Annotated in this window: 9 protein-coding genes; 8 read left to right on the top strand and 1 reads right to left on the bottom strand. The window is 47.4% G+C overall.

The window, feature by feature from the left end; all coding sequences use genetic code 11:
- Nucleotides 1-30: 30 nt before the first annotated feature.
- Together AC0QH1_RS08935 and AC0QH1_RS08940 are read left to right on the top strand one after the other, a co-directional pair.
- Entirely contained in the window at nt 31-5193 is a 5163-nt protein-coding gene (locus tag AC0QH1_RS08935) for a hypothetical protein (RefSeq protein WP_324630721.1), read from the top strand.
- A gap of 615 nt (nt 5194-5808) precedes the next feature.
- Entirely contained in the window at nt 5809-12363 is a 6555-nt protein-coding gene (locus tag AC0QH1_RS08940; protein WP_324630722.1) for a Calx-beta domain-containing protein, read from the top strand.
- Nucleotides 12364-12638: 275 nt separating this feature from the next.
- On the opposite strand, the gene gloB is transcribed toward AC0QH1_RS08940, so the two are convergent.
- Nucleotides 12639-13412, bottom strand: coding sequence for a hydroxyacylglutathione hydrolase (gene gloB / locus AC0QH1_RS08945; protein WP_324630723.1), 774 nt, complete (start codon nt 13410-13412; stop codon nt 12639-12641).
- A 199-nt stretch (nt 13413-13611) separates the two neighbouring features.
- On the opposite strand from gloB, the gene AC0QH1_RS08950 reads away from it, so the two are divergent.
- From AC0QH1_RS08950 to AC0QH1_RS08975, 6 genes are all read left to right on the top strand, one after another.
- Entirely contained in the window at nt 13612-13815 is a 204-nt protein-coding gene (locus AC0QH1_RS08950; protein ID WP_324630724.1) for a hypothetical protein, read from the top strand.
- Nucleotides 13816-13919: 104 nt separating this feature from the next.
- Nucleotides 13920-14924: a UDP-glucose 4-epimerase GalE gene (gene galE, locus AC0QH1_RS08955; RefSeq protein ID WP_324630725.1), complete on the top strand. Its 1005-nt coding sequence runs from the start codon at nt 13920-13922 to the stop codon at nt 14922-14924.
- 245 nt (nt 14925-15169) lie between these two features.
- Nucleotides 15170-16039 (top strand): asparagine synthetase B family protein, encoded by an 870-nt coding sequence (locus tag AC0QH1_RS08960; protein WP_324630726.1) that lies wholly within the window; start codon nt 15170-15172, stop codon nt 16037-16039.
- Nucleotides 16040-16044: 5 nt separating this feature from the next.
- Nucleotides 16045-17061, top strand: coding sequence for a hypothetical protein (locus AC0QH1_RS08965; RefSeq protein ID WP_324630727.1), 1017 nt, complete (start codon nt 16045-16047; stop codon nt 17059-17061).
- Nucleotides 17062-17307: 246 nt separating this feature from the next.
- Complete coding sequence (locus AC0QH1_RS08970) at nt 17308-18495, top strand: glycosyltransferase family 4 protein (protein ID WP_324630728.1); 1188 nt, start codon at nt 17308-17310, stop codon at nt 18493-18495.
- Complete coding sequence (locus AC0QH1_RS08975; RefSeq protein WP_324630729.1) at nt 18495-19742, top strand: glycosyltransferase family 4 protein; 1248 nt, start codon at nt 18495-18497, stop codon at nt 19740-19742. The genes AC0QH1_RS08970 and AC0QH1_RS08975 overlap by 1 nt, the downstream gene beginning before the upstream one ends.
- Nucleotides 19743-19973: the final 231 nt, after the last annotated feature.

Below are 19973 nucleotides of genomic sequence, written 5' to 3' on the forward strand. Positions count from 1 at the left end.
GAAATCACAGTAGACAATTGAGGAATAGTGATGACAGATAATCCAGTTAAAACAACAAACGGCATTTTCCTAGAGGAACTGCCGGCAGATCCGGCGTTGCGACCAGCGCTGCAAGTCGTTCGGGAGAGATTGCAAGCCTTCGCCGGCGACCCCAATTTCGGGGGATGGATGCAACTTGCCTTTGGGCAAGGTATTGAGATTGCGGATTTGCAAGATACTTGGGCGAGTGGCAAATTGGACAGTTTGCCTGAGATAGAAGTGCGTCCCGCTGCTGAAATTAATGGCGCACATGGCGCGTTTGCTGCGGCGACGAATACGATTTATCTGACGCAGGAGTTGCTAAATGAGAGTGTTGCGCAGGTGGCGCAGGTATTTCTGGAGGAATACGGTCACTATCTGGACTCGGTGCTGACTCCTGGGGATGCGCCTGGAGATGAGGGAAAGTTATTTTCAAAACTTGCTTTAGGTCAGGAAGTTAGCAAAAGTGAGCTAACGAGGCTCAAAGAAGTTGATGATACAATAATTAGTAAGGTTAATGGAAAAACTCTAGCGTTAGAGACTTTCTTGCATGACACGGTTGATGACGCAGTTGATGATGCCGTGGATACCGGCACTGACATAGTTGATGATGCCGTGGATACCGGTACTGACATAGTTGATGATGCCGTCGATACTGGCACTGACGCGGTTGATGATGCCGTGGATATCGGCGGTGACATAGTTGATGATGCCGTGGATACCGGAGGCGATATAGTTGACGATACCATAGATACCGGCAGCGACATAGTTAACGATACTATCAACACCGGAAGTAGCATAGTTGATGATGCGATCGATACCGGCGGTGACATAGTTGATGATGCGATCGATACCGGCAGTGACATAATTGGTGGTGGTGTCGATATCGGCAGTGACATAATTGGTGGTGCTTTCGATCTGCTGGAAAGCTTAAGCGATCCAGTTAAGGATGCTTTAAATGGACTTGCCACAGCAATTAGCGACGCAGAGACACTAATTTCAAATCTAGATATTCCAGACTTCTTCTTTGGTAATGAAGTTGGTGTTGGCGGAACCGCAGCTTTCTTCTCAGTCGGCGGGAATATTAAAACAATCAATGATACAGATATAAGGGGAGTATTGGATATATTCCCAGACATTTTAGCAGAAGGTTCGCTGAGTATAGGTGTAAGTGTGCCGCTTGACTTTAGCGCATCCATTGAAGGCAAGAAAGTAGCAGGCAATGGAACTGTAGAAGAAGCTCTTCTTGCTGACGATGGTGACGGTGGTTTCATGCGCGATGGTTTGAGTATCCCCAGCGGAGTCAGTCTTTCAGGCTCTGTAAAGGCTCTTGGTGAGGTTTCACTTAATGCTAGTGGGACAACAACACCTTCAGTAGGCGCGGGTGCTGGTATAGGAACAGGAGCAACATTTCCAACAGGGATAGGTCCTGAAGGTAGCATCTTTTCTAAAGCACTGAGTAAAACTGTGGATACAGGATTCAAGGCTATTACTATTCCAGTTAGTTCCACTTTACCTATTTCTGCTCCTTATATTCCTGTACCCGAATCATTGCTCGACGATGCCCTTGATTTCGCAGAAGGCAGTTATACCGCCATCACGAGTTCGCTTTCCGATCTAGAAGACACTTTAACAGAATTAGGCTCTGAGGGTATCCAAGCAATTACTGGTGCAATTGAATTCGGCACGGATGTTTTTTCCAACCTGGATAATATTGCAGACGATGTTTTTGCAAATCCCAATCAAGTTATCGCACAAATAGCTGAAGAAGTTCCTGACATCGATGATTTTTCTTTCAATCCTGAAGATTTTCTTTCATCAGCTCAAGAAGCAACCAAAGATTTAGGAGAAGCTCTACTGCCGGATGTTGACTTTTCTCTTAGCGATATTGAAGATTTCACACTCCCAGATGAGCTGAATAATGGACTTTCAGGTGAGCTTATCGAGGAAGTAGCGAGTCTGGCGGATTCTGAGACAAGTGAAAATGCTATTGAGACAATTGAAGATTCTATTTCATTGTTACAAAACGGCGTAGACAATATAGCAGATTCTTTGAACTTAAGCGCAGCAGATATTAATAATCTTAATCTTGGCACCCTGGTTCCAGAGCCGATCCAAGAGTTAGTCGATGGGTTTATTCAAGAATTGCCAGATGGTATTTTAGCCGATGGGGATTTTTCATTCTCTGACCTGCTTAACAATCCTGAAGAATTTACGGATTTGATTCCCGAAGAGCTTCCGGATAGTTTTCAGGATTTTGCAGAGGAATTAGCCCCAGACCCACTTTTAACCTCCTTTAATGAGGCGTTTGAAGAATTTTTCAACCCTACTGTATCAGTTAGTGCCATTAACGCAGTCAAAGAAGAAGGAGATAGCGGGACAACTCCCTTCACCTTTGAAGTTACCCGCACTGGGAATACCACCGAAGAACTGACGGTAGATTATACAGTTTCCGGTGCCATATTGACCGCAGTTGTTGATGGGAGACTCTCGGCTAATGCGGATGACTTTGGTGGAATGTTCCCCAGTGGAACAGTAACCTTTGCACCAGGAGAAAGCAGCAAAAACGTTACCGTCAATGTAACCGGAGATCGAACGCCGGAAATTGAACAGCACGGACCAACTCAAAACCGGGATATTTTTCAATTTAGACTCTCAAATCCCTCCGATAATGCAACAATTGAACAGCGCTTTGCCACTGGAGAAATCCTCAACGACGATAATCAATCTTCCTCAACTAGCGTAGTAGAGGCAGTTGCTCAGCTAGATAACAGTACGGATGAAAATACAATCCAGCTTGGGGAGCTTCAACAGGCCATTGATTTGTGGTCTAATGGCGAACCTGTTCCTGGTACTAATAAGACCATTGGACTGGATAAACTACAAGAAATGGTCCGATTATGGAAGAACGCTCAACCGGTTACGGATGCAGATGGCTTCATCGCCAATGGCACAGTCTTTTTAGATGCAAATCAAGACCGCACCCTGAATCAGAATGAAATCTCCACCACCACTGGTTCTGATGGCAGCTTTTCCTTTCCCAGCAGCGAAATTCAATCCTTTGATAGCAACGGAAATGGCGAACTTGATCCCAGTGAGGGAACCCTAGTGTTAGACAGTGGCGCAGAAACTACCGCCCTTGCCACCGGGCTACCTTTTCAACTCTCACTGACTGCCCCTGCTAGCGCCACAGTTATTACCCCCCTCACCACATTAGTCAGCTCCCTCATGGAGCGAGGGCAGAACTTGAGTGAGGCAGAAAACACGGTCAAAACCACCTTTGGACTTGATGAAGAAATCGACCTCCTCAACTTCGCTCCCATCCGAGAAGCCAATCAGGGAAATTCCCTTGCTTCTGCTGTGTTTGCTAGTGGGGAAAGTGTCCAAAATGCCGTCACACAAATTGCTGACTTCTTACAAAGTGCGTCCTCCGCATCACTAGCCGAATTAGGAAATGCCGTCTTTGACGCAATGTCGCAGCAGTTGAACAATTCTGACTTTGACCTTTCCGCACAATCAAGCCTAGAAACGCTGATTAACCAGGCGGCTGCTTCTGCGGGTATCTCCCTGAGTAGCGAGCAAAGTAATGTAGTTGATGACGTCGCCTCCATTATTGCTGCTCTACAAGAACAAATCGACGATTTAGAACCCAGCAACCCCCAAACCTTCCTCACACAAGTCACAAAAATTCAAAAGGTTTCTCAAAGTAACGTTGCCGATAGGTTGCAAAGCTTGGGTGAGAATCCCGGCACAGCAGAGACAGTGGTCAACAATAACACAGATGAAAACCTGGCTACTCAAATCGCTAACGCCGAACTGGAAAATCTATTCCCGCCCAACGTGGAAAGTATTTCCTTGAGTGCCGATCGCAATCTGGCTGAAGGTGATGCGATCGCAACGGTTCCTGCCAGCGATGCCGATGGCGATTCTCTCACTTTCTCCATTTTCTCTGGCAACCCCGACGTAGATGGTGATGGAACCCCAGGAATTGCCATCGATAACACCGGAGAACTGACAGTTGCCGACAGGGACGACATTAACGGCGCGAATGTCCGACTGGGTGTTCTCGCCACAGATTCGGTACTCGAAGACATTGCGCCGGTCAGCATTAACTTTGGTGAGGAAGCGATCGCGTCCCCCAGCCAGCTTTTCATCCCTCCACTCGATGCAGCTACAGACACTACCGATACCGAATCCACCGACAGCGAATCCACCCTCCCCACACTTACTGACCCTGACATTCCCGAACTCACTGTCCCCGTCACGAGGGCGGCATCAGAGGAACTTCCGCCAGAAAATCTCCCCTTCCCCAACCCGCATTCCGTCGCTCGCACGATGAATGGCACACAGGAGAGCGATCGCCTTTTGGGAACCCCTGTAGCCGAAGCCATCAACGGTTTTGCCGGCAGCGATATGCTGTTAGGCAGCGGTGAGAATGACCACCTCATCGGCAATGTAGGCAATGACGTCTTACATGGCAACTCCGGTCACGACTTCCTCGATGGCGGCATTGGAGACGATACCCTCCATGCCGGTCAGGATAATGATGCCGTAGTTGGAGCCGAAGGGCGCGATCGCATTTTCGGGAACAAAGCGCGCGACATCGCCTTCGGTGGACCTGGTAACGACTTCCTCAACGGCAATCAAGGCGACGATACCGTGGAAGGCGGCGACGGCGATGATGTCATACATGGCGGCAAAGACCGCGACCTGCTCAACGGCAACCTCGGCGCGGATGAGGTCAGCGGCGACGATGGGGATGATAATATCTTTGGCGAGCAAGGCAACGATTTCGTTAACGGCAATCGCGGCAGCGACATCCTCAATGGCGGCGAAGGAGATGATGTGATTCGCGGTGGCAAAGCCGATGACTTCTTGTTCGGCACCGCTGGCGAAGACTGGCTATTTGGCGAAATGGGTGACGATTTGCTTGCCGGTGGCGCAGATCGCGATCGCTTTGTCTTACAAGAAGATATGGGCACCGATGTGATTACCGACTTTGCAGATGGTGTGGATTTAATTGGTTTGGCCGAGGGTCTGACCTTTGACCAACTGGCCATCCATCGCACAAGCGGATCGACCACGGTCATCAGCATGGGAGATGAAGTGCTAGCCACCCTCAACGGTGTGGATGCCAGTCTTATCGCACAGGATGATTTCTTCACTGTGGGATAGGAACGGTACTTTGGGGGCAGATTTTCTGTCCCTATTTTTTGGCAGGGCGATCGCAGTCATGCGATCGCTTTTTCATGGCAAAAGTGGTAGTCACCGTGGCTTGTCAAAAAAGCAATTCAAAGAGCGCGCAAAATAGTCGGCTGTATCGTTTTCCCAAAAATGAACCATCCGCCCTAACGGCGGAAAAAGGCACTGTCAGGTACTTACCGCCGATGTAGGGCGCGAGACATGAGGGTGAAAATCGGTAACGGGAAATGCGATCGCACCTTCCGATAGATAGAGAAAGAGGTGGGGTGTTTCTAACCAGCGATAGAGCGAGAACAGAGCGAAGCGAGAGTAAGGTGGAATCATAAAAGAAGAACAAGCGTCATGTGTAGGTGCAATGCAAGCAATGGCGCATCCCAGTAGTTAGGGAGAGTTCCCCAGGCGCATATCCCCGCCAGCATCACCGCCATCTTCCTTCTGGCAGAGCAATGCTTCCAGCAAGTGTGCCCACGCAGAAGATGCACGGATGGCAGAGTCATCGGGTAGTGACAGTGAAAAACACAGCATTGCTTCCCATGATTTCCAGCGCCAGCGATCGGCGAAATCACAGTAGACAACCGAGGAATAGTGATGACGGATAACCGAATTGAAGCAACCAACGGCCTTTTCTTCAAGGAACTGTCGGCAGATCCGGCGCTGCAACCGGCGTTGCAAGTGGTTCGGGAGAGATTGCAAACCTTCGCAGGCGACCCGAATTTCACGGGATGGATGCAACTTGCGTTTGGCGAAGGGATTGAGATTGCGGATTTACAGGATGTTTGGGCAGGAGGCAGTTTGGGGGCTTTGCCGGAGATAGAGGTGCGCCCTGCTGCTGAGATTAATGGCGCGAGAGGCGCGTTTGCTACTGCAACGAATACGATTTATCTGGCGCAGGAGTTGCTGAGTGAGTCTGTTGAACAGGTGGCGCGGGTATTTCTCGAAGAATATGGTCATTATGTGGATTCGTTGCTGACTCCTGGGGATGCGCCTGGGGATGAAGGGGCGATTTTTGCTGAAGTTGTGCGAGGGAATGAGTTGGGTTCGTCAGATGTGGCGCAGTTGAAGGCTGAGGATGATACGGCGACGGTTTTGTTGGATGGGAAAGAAGTTGCGATCGAGCAGGTTGAGACTATAGATCAAGTTCTAGGCTTTACTGCATCTGATATTGTTCCATTATTTGATGCCAAAGAATATAGACCAGATTTCGCCATAGCCGATTTTAACGAATCTGGCAACTTTGTAGGTAAAGTTCCTGTTACAGGTACGCAATATGCAGAATTTGATTGGGTGTTTGATGGTTCGTTTGGGCTAGTGCCTTTTATAAATTTAGGAGGTCTTGGAAGGGTAGAAGAGTTACTTTACCCAACTGATATTTCTGTAGAACTACCGACCGAAATTACTCCTAGTAGTAACTTTTCGATTAATACATTATCTAATTTTAGAGTTAATCCATCAGCTAATATTAAAGGAACGGGATTGGATCTGCCAGAAATAGGCATCGATTTAGTTGTTGAATTGAGAGAGTATGGTATCAAAAATGCTTCATTCGATAATCCTGCTCCTTTCAGTGGTGGACCAGTTGAGATTGGCGACGTAGTTTTTAATTCAAATAAACTTACAATACCTTTGGGTAGTGCCAGCCCTAGCAGAGGAATTAGTTTTACAATTCAAGACATACTTAATAATAGCGGTGGCTCTGGTAGTGGCTCTAATAGTGGCTCTGGTAGTGGCTCTGGTAGTGGCTCTAATAGTGGCTCTGGTAGTGGCTCTGGTAGTGGTAATAATCAAGGAAATCTTACAGATAGACTCGATCTCAGTTTCCTCGAAATGGGTGTTGCCTTACCGCAAAGTGTAGGTGAAGGAAATAATTCTTTAAATGGGTTTGGGAATGTTGGTATATTCCCATCATTAAGTGCTAGTGCAGAAAGTTCTCCAATTCTTGATATATTCGCAGACTTGGCAACATTAGCATCAACAGCGATCCCTCAGCTACCACCTGTGAGTGGTGAATTGCCCTTGCCTTCACCTGTTAGTAATTTCTTGACTGCTGAATGGACGGCTTTAAGTGCTGGCCCCCGCTTTACTCTTCCTATTAAGCAAGAGTTTGAGTTTAATCCTGAAGATATAGAAGTTACAATGTCCTTAAATGATGGGCCATCAATAACTCAATCTTTAGGAGAATCGTTTAACTTTACCGCTCCTTCAGAACAATCGGATGTTCTTGAAATTGATGCGGAGTATAAACTCGAGGGTGAAATCAATATAGTTTCTGGACTTTCCCCTAATCTCCAATTTGATGTTAATGCTCTTGGATTTACCTTCAGTATCCCCGAAATAGTATCACAAGATGTTGGCCCTTTCATTTCTAAAACATTTCCTGAAGGTGGGGCAGAACTAGCCTTCATAGAGTTATTCGATCGACCCATTGATCTGGCAGATACAGACAATGGTAATCCCACGATAGAATTAAATTATCAAATTCCTTATGGTGATGGACCAGAAACAATCAAAGAAACTGACCTAACCCAAAATGGAAACCAAATCGGTGTCGCTTCACTAGAGCTTCCCACCTACACTACCGATGGCGAAGTTGACTACACCGTTACTCTTTCCTCGGCGGGGCAAGATGTGCTGGGTCAATTTAACTTTGCCTACATCATTGATACATCAGGAAGTGTATCCGGTACCGCCTTAGATAATGCTCAAGATGCCTTTACCAATTTAACCAACTTCCTCATTAATGAAGGTATTGCTGCTAATAGTACCTTTACAGTCATTCCTTTCTCAGATGATGCAACCCTCACAGATCCATTAAGTCCAAATGATGCCATTAATGAAATTCAAAGCCTGAGTGCTTTTGGTTCAACTAACTACAATGCTGCTCTGAATAAAGCCAATGAATTCTTTTCTGGCTTATCCACTGGCGCAGAGAACATTGCTTATTTCCTCTCCGATGGAGCACCTAATGTCGGTGGGAACTTCCGACCCGAAGCAGATGCACTGCAAGATGTAGCAGAAGTTCGTGCCTTTGGAATTGGCGGAGCAGACTTAAATCTTCTCAATGAAATTGACTCAGGAGATGACCCAGTTGAAAGAACAACATCAGCAGACCTAGCAGACGAATTTGCCCAATCTGGCTTTTCTGTAAGTAACATTTCCGAGGTAAATATTCTCTTAGATGGCACAGTTGTTGAAACCATTCTCCCCAGTGACTTTCAAGATGCTGCCCTCGGACAGACTTTTAGTGGCACTTTGAGTGGTTTAGATACCTCTGATAGTACAGAAAATCAAGTAACTGCCGAAGTCATCTTATCTAGTGGTCAAACAAGCACCATTGACTTCACAGTTACCAGTGGTCAAGGCACAGGAACAGCCACCAGTGGCGACGATCGTATTACTTTAGGTGCATTAGATACGGATGTCGATGCTGGAGATGGTAACGATACTATCATTGGGAACTATCTAAACAACACTATTCGTGGTGGGTTAGGCAATGACCGAATCTCAGCCAGTGGTGGAAATGATACCATTCATCCCGATGACAGTCCAGGTGACGATCGCGTTGATGGAGGGGAAGGAACAGATACAGTCGTTTATCCTTTCGCTCGATCTGAGGCTTCCATTCAAAAGCCTGGGGATGTTATCCTCGTTAACAGCAGCACGGGGAAAGATACTCTAACTAACGTTGAATATATTCAGTTCAGTGACCAACGGATTAGCACTCAGACTCTAGACTCTGTACCTTTCCTCAGTGTTTCAGATATTACGGTGACTGAAGGGGATGCAGGAACAAGTCTGGCTCAGTTTTCCCTCAATTTATCCAGTGCAGCAAATAGCGATGTGGTTGTCTCTTATGCCACAGAAGATGACAGAGCCACTGCTGGCTCTGACTATAATTCCGCTTCAGGGCAGATTACCATTCCAAGCGGTGAGACTAGCGCAACTATCGAAGTTGAAATTATTGGAGATACAACCTTTGAACCGAATCAAGAATTTTCTTTAGAACTCTCTAATCTATCTGGGGCAACCTTTAACGATAATGAAGAAACAAAAACTGTTTCCGCACTGATTGAAGACAATGACAATCCCGCTTTCTTGTCCATTGAAGCAACCGATAGTTTCTTACAAGAAGGTGATAGCGGTACAACACCTTTCACATTTACTGTCACTCGTAGTGACAATACAACTGGTGAAGTTGAAGTTAGCTATGAAGTAGTTGGAAATGGCAACAATCCTGCTGACGCAAATGATTTTGGGGGAACGCTACCCAGTGGAACGGTTACTTTTGCAGATGGAGAAACTGAAAAGCAAATTACCATCAATGTCAGTGGTGATAATGAAATAGAGGGAAATGAACGGTTTGGAGTTAATCTTAGTAATCCTTCTGCTGGCGCAGTTGTAACCGGATTCGTTCCCACTGCAACGATTGGCGGGGATGATAACACGATACCGACTCTAGAAAATCCCATTCCCAATCAAGTTGCTCCTAAAGGGGAATCCTTTAACTTCCCGTTTCCTGCCAATACCTTTGTCGATCCCGATCCAGGCGATCGCCTGACTTATACCGCAAGTTTGGCAAATGGCGATCCTCTACCTGATTGGTTAAACTTCGACCCCGCTACCCGCACCTTTAGCGGGACTCCCACTGAGGATAATCGAGGCACAATCGCCATTGAAATTACTGCAACCGATTCTTTTAACATTGGGACTGTCGAGAGTTTCGAGCTAACCGTTCCACCGACTACGGTTCGCATCGAATCTCTCGATAACCCCAGTGAAAGCGGCCCCACTGCAGGACAATTCCAACTCAATCTCACAGAACCAGCCCCCACTGGCGGAGTTACGGTCAACTACAGCGTCGCCGGAACTGCCACCGAAGGGGAAGATTACGAGGCACTCTCTGGTAGCATCTTTGTAGAAGGCGGTGAAACCTCCGCCACCATCGACGTGGTTCCCTTTGACGATGCGATCGCCGAGGGGGATGAAACGGTAGAACTCACCCTACAGACAGGAGAAAATTACCAACTCGGTGACTCCACCACTACCACCCTCACCATCATCGACAACGATACCGCCGGAGTCACCGTCTCCCCCACCAGTGGCGACACCAACGAAAACGGCACCACTGCTACCTTCGATTTCGTTCTCGACACTCAACCCACTGCCGATGTCACCGTCGAACTCACCAACACCGAACCCAGCGAAGGTACCCTCTCTACCAATTCCCTCACCTTCACCCCAGACAACTGGAACCAACCCCAAACCGTCACCGTAACTGGCATTGACGATGCCGTTGCTGACGGCAATACCGAATATCAAATCGAAACCCTTGTCAGCAGCGCCGACTCCAACTACGATGGACTCGACCCTAGCGATGTCACGATTGTCAATGTGGACAAAGACAGTCCCAACGTCCTCATCGACCAAAGTGAGGGCAACACCTTCGTCACCGAAGGCGGCGAACCGGATACCTACGAAGTGGAACTCACCACTCGTCCCACCGCCGATGTCACCATTGACATCGAAACTGATGAGCAAATTCAAGCCACTGACTCCCTCACATTCACCCCAGACAACTGGGATACTCCCCAAACCGTCACCGTTAACGCCGTTGACGATGAGGCAGTCGAAGACAAGCTCACTAGCACCATCAGTCACACCGTAACCAGCGACGACACCGACTACAACGAAATCGGCGTAGGCGATATCCGCGCCACCGTTGCAGACAATGACTTAACCGCCGTCAGCATCGAGTCGGTGACAGATGCTACCGAGAAAAATTCCACCACGGGAACGTTTGAACTCACGTTAAGCAACCCGGCACCTGTGGGAGGTCTGACGGTGAATTACAGTGTGGGTGGCAGTGCCACTGAAGGGGAAGATTACAATCCCCTAAAAAGTGAGATTTTTATTGCCGCCGGACAAACCAGCGTCAATCTGAATGTGGTGCCGATTGACGATCGCATTGTCGATGCGGACGAAACAGTAGAAGTTACTCTGGAAAGCGGATCTGGCTACGAACTGGGAACCTCTACCACTGCGTCTCTCACTATTGTGGATAACGACACCGAACCCGCCATACCTGCAACAGAACCAGAGGGCATTTCCTCCCTGCCCCCACTTCCGGACACCGATGAAGTGGAGACGGAAGCTGAGGTAACTGACACCACCGATACCGAATCTACGGCGTTCGACTTCACCACCACCGCAGAGGTCGAACCCACTGAACCTCCCGCGAGTCCCCTGCTGCCAGAGGAAGTCAGCGAGAGCGATATTCCCTTCCCGAACCCAAACGCAGTAACTCGCACTTTTACTGGGACTCTCGAGAGCGATCGCCTCATCGGAACCTTTGTTGCCGAAGCGCTGCACGGCTTTGCAGGCAATGACTTTATTAAAGGTATGAGTGCCGAGGATAACTTATTCGGCGGCACAGGGTTCGATATCTTACATGGCAACCAAGGCAATGACTTCCTCGATGGCGGGACCGGAGACGATACCCTTCATGCGGGCAAACAAAACGACGCCCTACTCGGACGCAAAGGCAATGACCTTCTGTTCGGCAACCGCGCCCGGGATATTGTGCTTGGTGGCACTGGCAACGACTTCCTCAACGGCAATCAAGGCGACGATACCGTAAAGGGTGGTGCTGGCGATGATACTATACATGGCGGCCAAGATGACGATCTGCTTAACGGCAATCTGGGCGCGGATTTAGTTCGCGGCGACAATGGCGATGACAATATCTTTGGTGAGCAAGGGAATGATTTCCTCAACGGCAACCAAGGCAATGATACCCTCAATGGCGGTGAAGGGGATGATGTGATTCGCGGTGGCAAAGACGATGACTTCTTGTTCGGTACTGCTGGCGAGGATTGGCTATTTGGCGACTTCGGGGCCGATATCCTCTCCGGTGGCGCAGATCGCGATCGCTTTGTCTTACAAGCAGATATGGGCACCGATGTCATTACTGACTTTGCAGATGGCGTGGATTTAATTGGTTTAGGCGAGGGTATGACCTTTGACCAACTGGCAATCGCACAAAGCGATAACGCCACGGTTCTCAGCATGGGAGACAAAGTGCTAGCCGCTCTCAATGGTGTAGATGCCACTCTCATCACTCAAGATGATTTCTTCACTGTGGGATAGCGATCGCACCACTTTTCCCCCCACTCCGGGGGGATAACTCTTTCGCGCTCGGCAATCGAGAATTTATCCGCTCTGATTTCATGCAGTTAGCAATTTGCCACCACAAGTTAATTTTTTTACCACAAAAACTGTAAATTGTCAAGGTTAGCGAAATAATCGCAGATTGCCAACTGGATGCGAAGGAAAAAAAGCGATCGCTGCGATTTCTCCTTGGCGAGAAAACCGCAGCGATGCCTGGGTGATTGCCCCTAGGGAGGGGGTTCGGTGAGGGAGGCTTAAAAATTATCCTTGCGACTTCGCACCCGGGCGAACGTTTCCACCGGATCCTGACTCTTCACCGCCTTCTGGAGGGCCGGAACCTCCCAGCGCAAAAACGGATTGGTGCGTTTTTCCACACCGAGTGTAGAAGGCACCGTTGCCTCGTTTCGTTCCCGCGCCGCCAACACCTGCTCAAAGCGTTGTTGCAAATCGAGGTTTTCCCCATCCACCGTCAAGGCAAACTTGAGATTTTTCAGGGTGTACTCGTGGGCGCACCAGATGCGGGTATTATCCGGTAACTTGCGAAACTTCGTTAGAGAGGATACCATTTGAGCCGGCGTGCCTTCAAACAACCGACCGCACCCCCCGGCGAATAAAGTGTCGCCACAGAACAAATCGCCCATCTCTTCACCTTCGGCGGGGGGGAAATAATACGCGATATGGGCGCGGGTATGCCCGGGAACGAAGAACACCTCTCCGGCGCGATCGGCGAACTCCACGCGATCGCCCTCCCGCAAAAAAATCTGCTGACCCGGGATCCGCCCGCGATCGTCCTCGCCGCCGTAGACGATCGCATCCGGGAAGCGCTCTATCAGCTTGCGGTTGCCCCCCACATGGTCCATATGATGGTGGGTGTTGAAAATCACCGTCAACTGAGCGCCGAGGGCGTCCAATTGCCGCAGCACCGGATCCGCCTCAGCCGGATCCACCACTGCCGCCACATTTTGCTCTGGGTCGTGCAGTAAAAAGATATAGTTGTCAGAAAGGGCGGGTAAACGATAAACCTGCATTAAAAACCTCCTGTAGTAGTAAAATACCTGCGATGGCTGAGTGGGACTTGGCTTTGCCAGCCGAACACCCTGGCCAAAAATTTATTAACTCTTTATAATATTTTTAGCAAAAATTTACTTAATTGCCATTGAACTAAGGATAGAATTAAAGCCAAGCCCATCTGGATAGAATTGAAAAGGAGACCAAACATGAAACTTTATGGCTCGCGCAACCTCAAATAAACCCACCTTTACCATTCATCAACTCATCGAGCGGATATTGGAAAACCGCGAAATTAGCCGGAAGGAGCATATCCAGCTTGCCACTGCCATGCTCTCCGGGAAGCAGATTACCGATGAAGACCGACGTCACATGAACCGAATTTTTGACTCGATCCAAGCAGGGCGGGTTAAGATAGTCTAGAATAAAACCTTCGAGGTGGGAAAAGAGCCATTTAAAGGCGAACTCCCCAGGGCAGCGAACAGTTAGAACCAAAGAAAAAAGTTAAGAAACGGAAGGATAAAACGGTGAGCGAGGGAAAACCAACGATTTTAGTGACGGGGGGAGCAGGATATATTGGCTCCCATGCAGTGCTGGCACTGAAACGCGCCGGGTACCAGGTGGTTATTTTAGATAATTTAGTGTATGGCCATCGAGATATTGTAGAAGAGGTTTTAAAGGTAGAGCTGATAGAAGGAGATATTAGCGATCGCGAACTCTTGAAAAACCTTTTTGCCACCCACGACATTGCCGCCGTCATGCACTTTTCGGCTTATGCTTATGTGGGAGAATCCGTCACCAATCCGGCGAAATACTATCGCAACAACGTCAGCGGCACCCTGAGTTTATTAGAAGCAATGGTAGAGGCTTCGGTGAACAAATTGGTCTTTTCTTCCACCTGCGCCACCTATGGAATGCCGGAAAAAATTCCCTTAACTGAAGAACATCCGCAAAATCCGATTAATCCCTATGGCGCGACCAAATTAATGGTGGAACGGATGCTGGCAGACTTCGATACCGCCTATGGGTTAAAATCCGTGAGCTTCCGCTATTTTAACGCAGCCGGTGCCGACCCCAGTGGAATGCTCGGAGAAGACCACGATCCAGAGACCCATTTGATTCCCCTAGTGCTGCATACGGCATTAGGAAAACGGGATACGATTTACATATTCGGCACCGATTATCCCACCCCAGACGGTTCTTGCGTTCGCGACTACATCCACGTGAACGATTTAGCCTCAGCGCATATTTTGGGTCTAGAATATTTGTTGGAGGGTGGGAAAACGGAGTTTTTGAATTTAGGTAACGGCAGCGGATTTTCCGTGAAAGAGGTGATAGCAACTGCCGAAAAGGTGGTGGGGCAGGAGATTAACAAAGAAGTGAGCGATCGGCGTCCTGGAGACCCACCAATGTTAGTGGGAAGTAGCGAAAAAGCCCGCAAAATATTGGGGTGGAATCCAGAATATTCTGAGTTAAAAGATATCATCTCTCATGCTTGGCAGTGGCACCAAAAGCGTCATGGAAAAAACTGAGCCAAATCGATCTTAACCCCTGCAGTGCCAACCCAAACCGAAGGAGTCAGTGATGTTAGCTCAGAACCAAGCAGAATCCGCAAATATCCGGTGATTGGCAGGAACCTAGAGCAGTGTAAAATGATAGAAGAGAAGGGGCAAAAGAGGGAAGAACGCTGCAATGAAACGGAGGGATAAAAGCTCTTGAGGAGCCGACCAGATTCCAGAAGGGAATTGCGTTGAGGAGCATAGAAATGATAGATTGATTGAAGAAAAACTCGTTTTTACCATCAAAAATTGGCAGGGAAAAACTGAAAAAGGAGGCTCGCAGAATGCCAGGAGTTGCCGGGTTTACAAAAAATGAATATTTATCTGAAGCAGGGCAGATACTTAAAAGGATGCAAGAACTACTCACTCATCAAAATTTTTGGAAACAAGAGGAATTGTTTGTTGATGAGAATGTCGCCGGAACGAGGGTTCATATTAATGTTTTACAAAAAGATTTACAACCTCATCGGAAAGATGGGATATACATTTGGCTAGAAGGGGAATTTTACAATCAAACAGAAATCAGAAAAAAAGCCGAGAATAAACCGAGCAGCGATCTAGAAATTTTGCGAGCGCTCTATAGTGAAAGTGACAACTTTTCATTCCTCAAAAAGATAGAGGGGATTTATGCAGCAGTGATTTACGACTCCAAAGGCCAAAAAATGCACTTGATCTCGGATAGATACGGATGGAGGCACCTGTACTGGACGATTTACAAAGGCTGCCTAGTATGGAGTTCTGAGCTAAAGGTGATGTTAGCTCTACCCGACTTTACCCCAAAGATCGATCGGTTGGCTCTAGAGGAGTTTCTTGCTATTCGCTATTTCATCGGCGATCGTACCTGGTTTGAAGGAGTAGAACTGCTGCCTGCTGCCACAGTCTTGACGTGGGATATTCGGGAAAAATCAATCTCCAAGCAGCGATACTGGTGGTGGGATGAAATAGAACCCGTGACCGGCAAAATTGATGAACGAGAAATAGCAGCAGAATTAGGGCGCTTGTTTATAGACTCTGTGGAGCGTCGCAGTGCTGAAGCTGAGTCAGTGGGATTAACCTTGAGTGGGGGTCTAGCTCCCGAGCGATTTTAGCAGCAATGCCAGCGGGATTCAACCCCATTCATGCGGTAAGTTTTGGCAAAAAAGGTTGCGATGACCTTAGAATTGCTCAGCGAGTTGCAAAAGTTAAAGGTGCGAAATTTCATCCCATTGAAATTAATGCACAGAATTGGTTGACTGACTGCACCAAGGGGATATGGTGGACCGATGGAGAGTGTAGTGTCAGACAGCTACAATTTATCAGCGTTTTTCAAACGATTCAAGAAAATCAATGGTTTGATTTTAACTTGCATGGCATGGGAGCAGGGGGTGTAATTGGCGGAGACCTGTTATTTAAACCAGAGGATTTTGTCAAAAAATATCTAGAAAAAAGACTGGGAATAAACTACTTTATTATTGGCGAGAGTAACAAGGCGCTTATCGAACGCTACTGTGAATATTTTAATAGTATCGATAAAAATCCGCATATTTTATGCTTAGATAATCGCAATCGAAGTTTTGGAATAAGAGCAGCTAAGCTGAATCAATTTCTAGGAATAGAAAATCGGTTTCCATTTGTAGCAAATTCTATTCAAGAATTGATTTATGCCGTTCCCAATGAGACGAAACAGAACAATCGACTGTATGAAATAATGCTGCTGGAATTTTTCCCAGGGTTTTACAAAAAAATACCTTGGCAAACCACCGGCGTTCCCATCGGTCCACCTGACCTCGGAAGAAAAATAGCAGAGGCTTCAAAACGGTTTCAGAATAAATTGAATAACAAACTAAAGCGGTTGGGAATGAACATCGAATCAAAATCTTTGTCAAAAGGGGGCTATACCGCAAACGATTATGCAGATCATCAAAACTGGCTCCGCCAAGAGCCTTCCCTATCTTTATTTGAGGAAGTGCTGAACAATCCATCAGCTCTATACGCGGAATATGTATCGAAACCAGAGATTGTAAAGCTTTGGAAGCACCATTTACAAGGAGAGGATATGTCGGACAAACTGTGCCGAATATTCACCGTGGAAATTTGGTTGCAACAAGTGCTTGAAGGAAATTATAGATGAGGAGCGTTGGAGAAAAAGAATGGTATGGTAAAATATCGGAATCAACTCATCAGGCTATTAAAAGTAGGAAAAATGCGAACAAAACCCCCTCAGATAGCTAGTCTAACTCCTGCCCGGAAAAAGAGCATCTGATTCCCGCTTTAGGGTAAAGAGGATCTGGTTGGCATGACCGGAGAGAGTGGCTACCATGAGTTACATCCAAAGAGTTCACTATAGTAAATAAGGAAATTGTAGGTATATTGAACTATGAAAATATCGGTGGTAATTCCCGATCTATCCTGCGCTTATGGCAACTGCATGAGCCGAGGCTATTTATTTGCCAAAATCTTGCAAAGAAGATATGAAGTAGAAATGGTGGGGCCGCTACTAGGGGAAGGAATTTGGACGCCAGTAGCGAGCGATTCACATATGAACTATAAAGGGGTGGATTGTAGAGGGATAACGCTCAAAGAAGGGGTTAAACTTTCGCAAAAATTAAAACAAGTAGCCGAAAAAATAGAAGGGGATGTGGTGTATGCAAGCAAACCCCTGTTAACCAGTTTTGGTATTGGTTTATGGGTGAGAGCAGTTGAGAAAAAACCAGTGATTTTGGATATCGATGATTGGCAAATGGGGTTTCGGAAAGAAGCCTATCGAAAAAAGACATTGGGGCAAAAAATTGACGATTTAAAAAAATCAGCGCGTCAGCCGCATACCACCACTTCTTATTGGAATAACTGGATAGGCGAACAGCTAACGGGATGGGCGAATGACATCACCTTGTCCAATCGGTTTTTACAACAAAAGTTTGGCGGGGAAGTGGTGCGCCATGCGGAAGATACGGATTTATTCGATCCGGAGAAAATAGATAAAAAGCAAGCTAGGGAAAATTTGGGAATTGAAGAAGGTAAAAAAATCGTCATGTTTTGTGGGAGTCCGAGAAAGCATAAAGGAGTAGAAGATTTAGTTGAAGCAATCAGTTTGGTGAAGAATACCGATGTGGTATTGGCGATAGTGGGAAACGACGCGGAATGGTACTCTATCAATTTTGTCAAGAGAGCGAAAGAAAAACTTGGCGATCGCTTTCAGGCATTTGGCTTACAACCGTTCGATCGCGTGCCTGAATTTTTAGCCACCGCCGACCTCACGGTAATTCCGCAACAGAAAAATTTCGCTACAATGGGACAAATGCCGATTAAGGTCTTTGATGCGATGGCAATGGCCAAACCGATTATTGCCTCAAACGTCTCGGATTTGCCCGAAGTTTTGGAAGGATGTGGCTGGATCGTAGAACCCGATAATCCGCAAGCGATCGCCACCGCCATTGAATATGTCTTAGACCATCCACAAGAAGCCGAAGAAGCCGGACATAAAGCCCGCCTCAAGTGCGTCGAAAACTATAGCTGGAACGCCATTGAAAAGGTGTTAGGCAGCCTATTTCAAAAGTATGAATAATGCAGGGCGATCGCGAAAACACAGTGGAAAAAATTGTGAACGATAAACGGTTAACTTCTCCCACAAAAATTTCAATCATTGTCAGCGATCTATCCACAGGAGGAGTCGGGCGATGGGGCGGCGGTGCCGTGCGGCCCTTCTTGTTGAGTCAGGTTCTCAAACGGCTAAACTGTGACGTAGAAATCCTTGGATTTAACGTTCAAAAAGACACTGCCGAGCTATCCTATTTTGACGATATTCCCATTCAGACGATACCAGGAAGCAACTATCCCGGATTTATCAAAGCTGCCAATCAACTCCGCGATCGCATCAACGGAGATATTATTTATGCCTACAAACTGAGACCCAGCAGTTTTGGGCTGGGACTTCTCGAAAAGTTTAGAACCCAGCGCCCTTTGCTGCTCGATATCGATGATTGGGAATTGAGCTGGCATGGCGGCGATCGCTGGCGATATCGTCCGCCAAACCCGAAACAATTCGCACGGGATATTTTGAAAAAAAACGGGCAATTGAGATATCCCGATCATCCCCTTTATTTGAAGTGGATTGAAAAATGGGTATCGAAAGCCGATGTGGTGACGCTTCATAATAAATTTTTGCAAAATCGATTTGGCGGCGTTTATTTGCCCAATGGAAAAGATACGTCCCTGTTCGATCCGAGTGCCTACGATCCCGACGCAAGTCGAAAGCGCTACGGACTGTCCGACTATCGAGTTTTAATGTTTCCTGGTGCCCCGAGACCCTACAAAGGAGTAGAAGACATTTTAATCGCACTCGATCGCCTCAACGAACCAGACTTAAGACTGGTGATTATTGGCGGGAGTCCCTATGATGACTACGACAATCAACTGCTCGATCGCTGGGGGCGTTGGATAATTAAACTGCCCGCCATGCCCATTCAATTGATGCCAGAAGTGGTCAGTGCCGCTCATATCGTCGTCGTGCCCCAGCGAGATGAACCCGCCGCCGTGGCTCAATTTCCCCTCAAACTCACCGATGGCATGGCAATGGCCAAACCGATTTTAGCGACCCGAGTCGGAGACATTCCAGAAATTTTAGGAGACAGGGGCTATCTCGTCGAACCGAGTAGTCCCGAGCAAATCGCCCAGAAAATTCAGTGGATTTTCCAACATTGGAACTCGGCAATAGAGCAAGGAAAAAAAGCCAGGGAAAAATGCGTACAATATTATAGCTTTGAGAAAATGACAGAGATTATGTCCGAGATTCTTTCGCAGGTATTAAAATAACAAATCACACTTGATTCCATCGGCAATGCTAGTGACAGCTAAAGAAAGATAACCCAAAATCGCCAATGGTTAAAGTAACAACACCTCAGGTGTTCTCCTTAAGGTAAAATCGAGCCACTCAGTAAAAGTAAACCGGATGCGCCAGCAAGCCCGGCGATCGGCGTGGCACAGCCAGCCACACCAGTTTTCTGGTAAACTATTACGGATGAAGCAATCTAGCAACCGTCCGCG

It is taken from the genome of Phormidium sp. CCY1219, assembly GCF_055795085.1.

Bases quoted from the DNA above. Each gene is read 5' to 3' on its own strand.
- AC0QH1_RS08935 (WP_324630721.1), top strand. From the start codon at position 31: ATGACAGATAATCCAGTTAAAACAACAAACGGCATTTTCCTAGAGGAA.
- AC0QH1_RS08940 (WP_324630722.1), top strand. From the start codon at position 5,809: ATGACGGATAACCGAATTGAAGCAACCAACGGCCTTTTCTTCAAGGAA.
- gloB (WP_324630723.1), bottom strand. From the start codon at position 13,412: ATGCAGGTTTATCGTTTACCCGCCCTTTCTGACAACTATATCTTTTTA.
- AC0QH1_RS08950 (WP_324630724.1), top strand. From the start codon at position 13,612: ATGGCTCGCGCAACCTCAAATAAACCCACCTTTACCATTCATCAACTC.
- AC0QH1_RS08965 (WP_324630727.1), top strand. From the start codon at position 16,045: ATGCCAGCGGGATTCAACCCCATTCATGCGGTAAGTTTTGGCAAAAAA.
- AC0QH1_RS08970 (WP_324630728.1), top strand. From the start codon at position 17,308: ATGAAAATATCGGTGGTAATTCCCGATCTATCCTGCGCTTATGGCAAC.
- AC0QH1_RS08975 (WP_324630729.1), top strand. From the start codon at position 18,495: ATGCAGGGCGATCGCGAAAACACAGTGGAAAAAATTGTGAACGATAAA.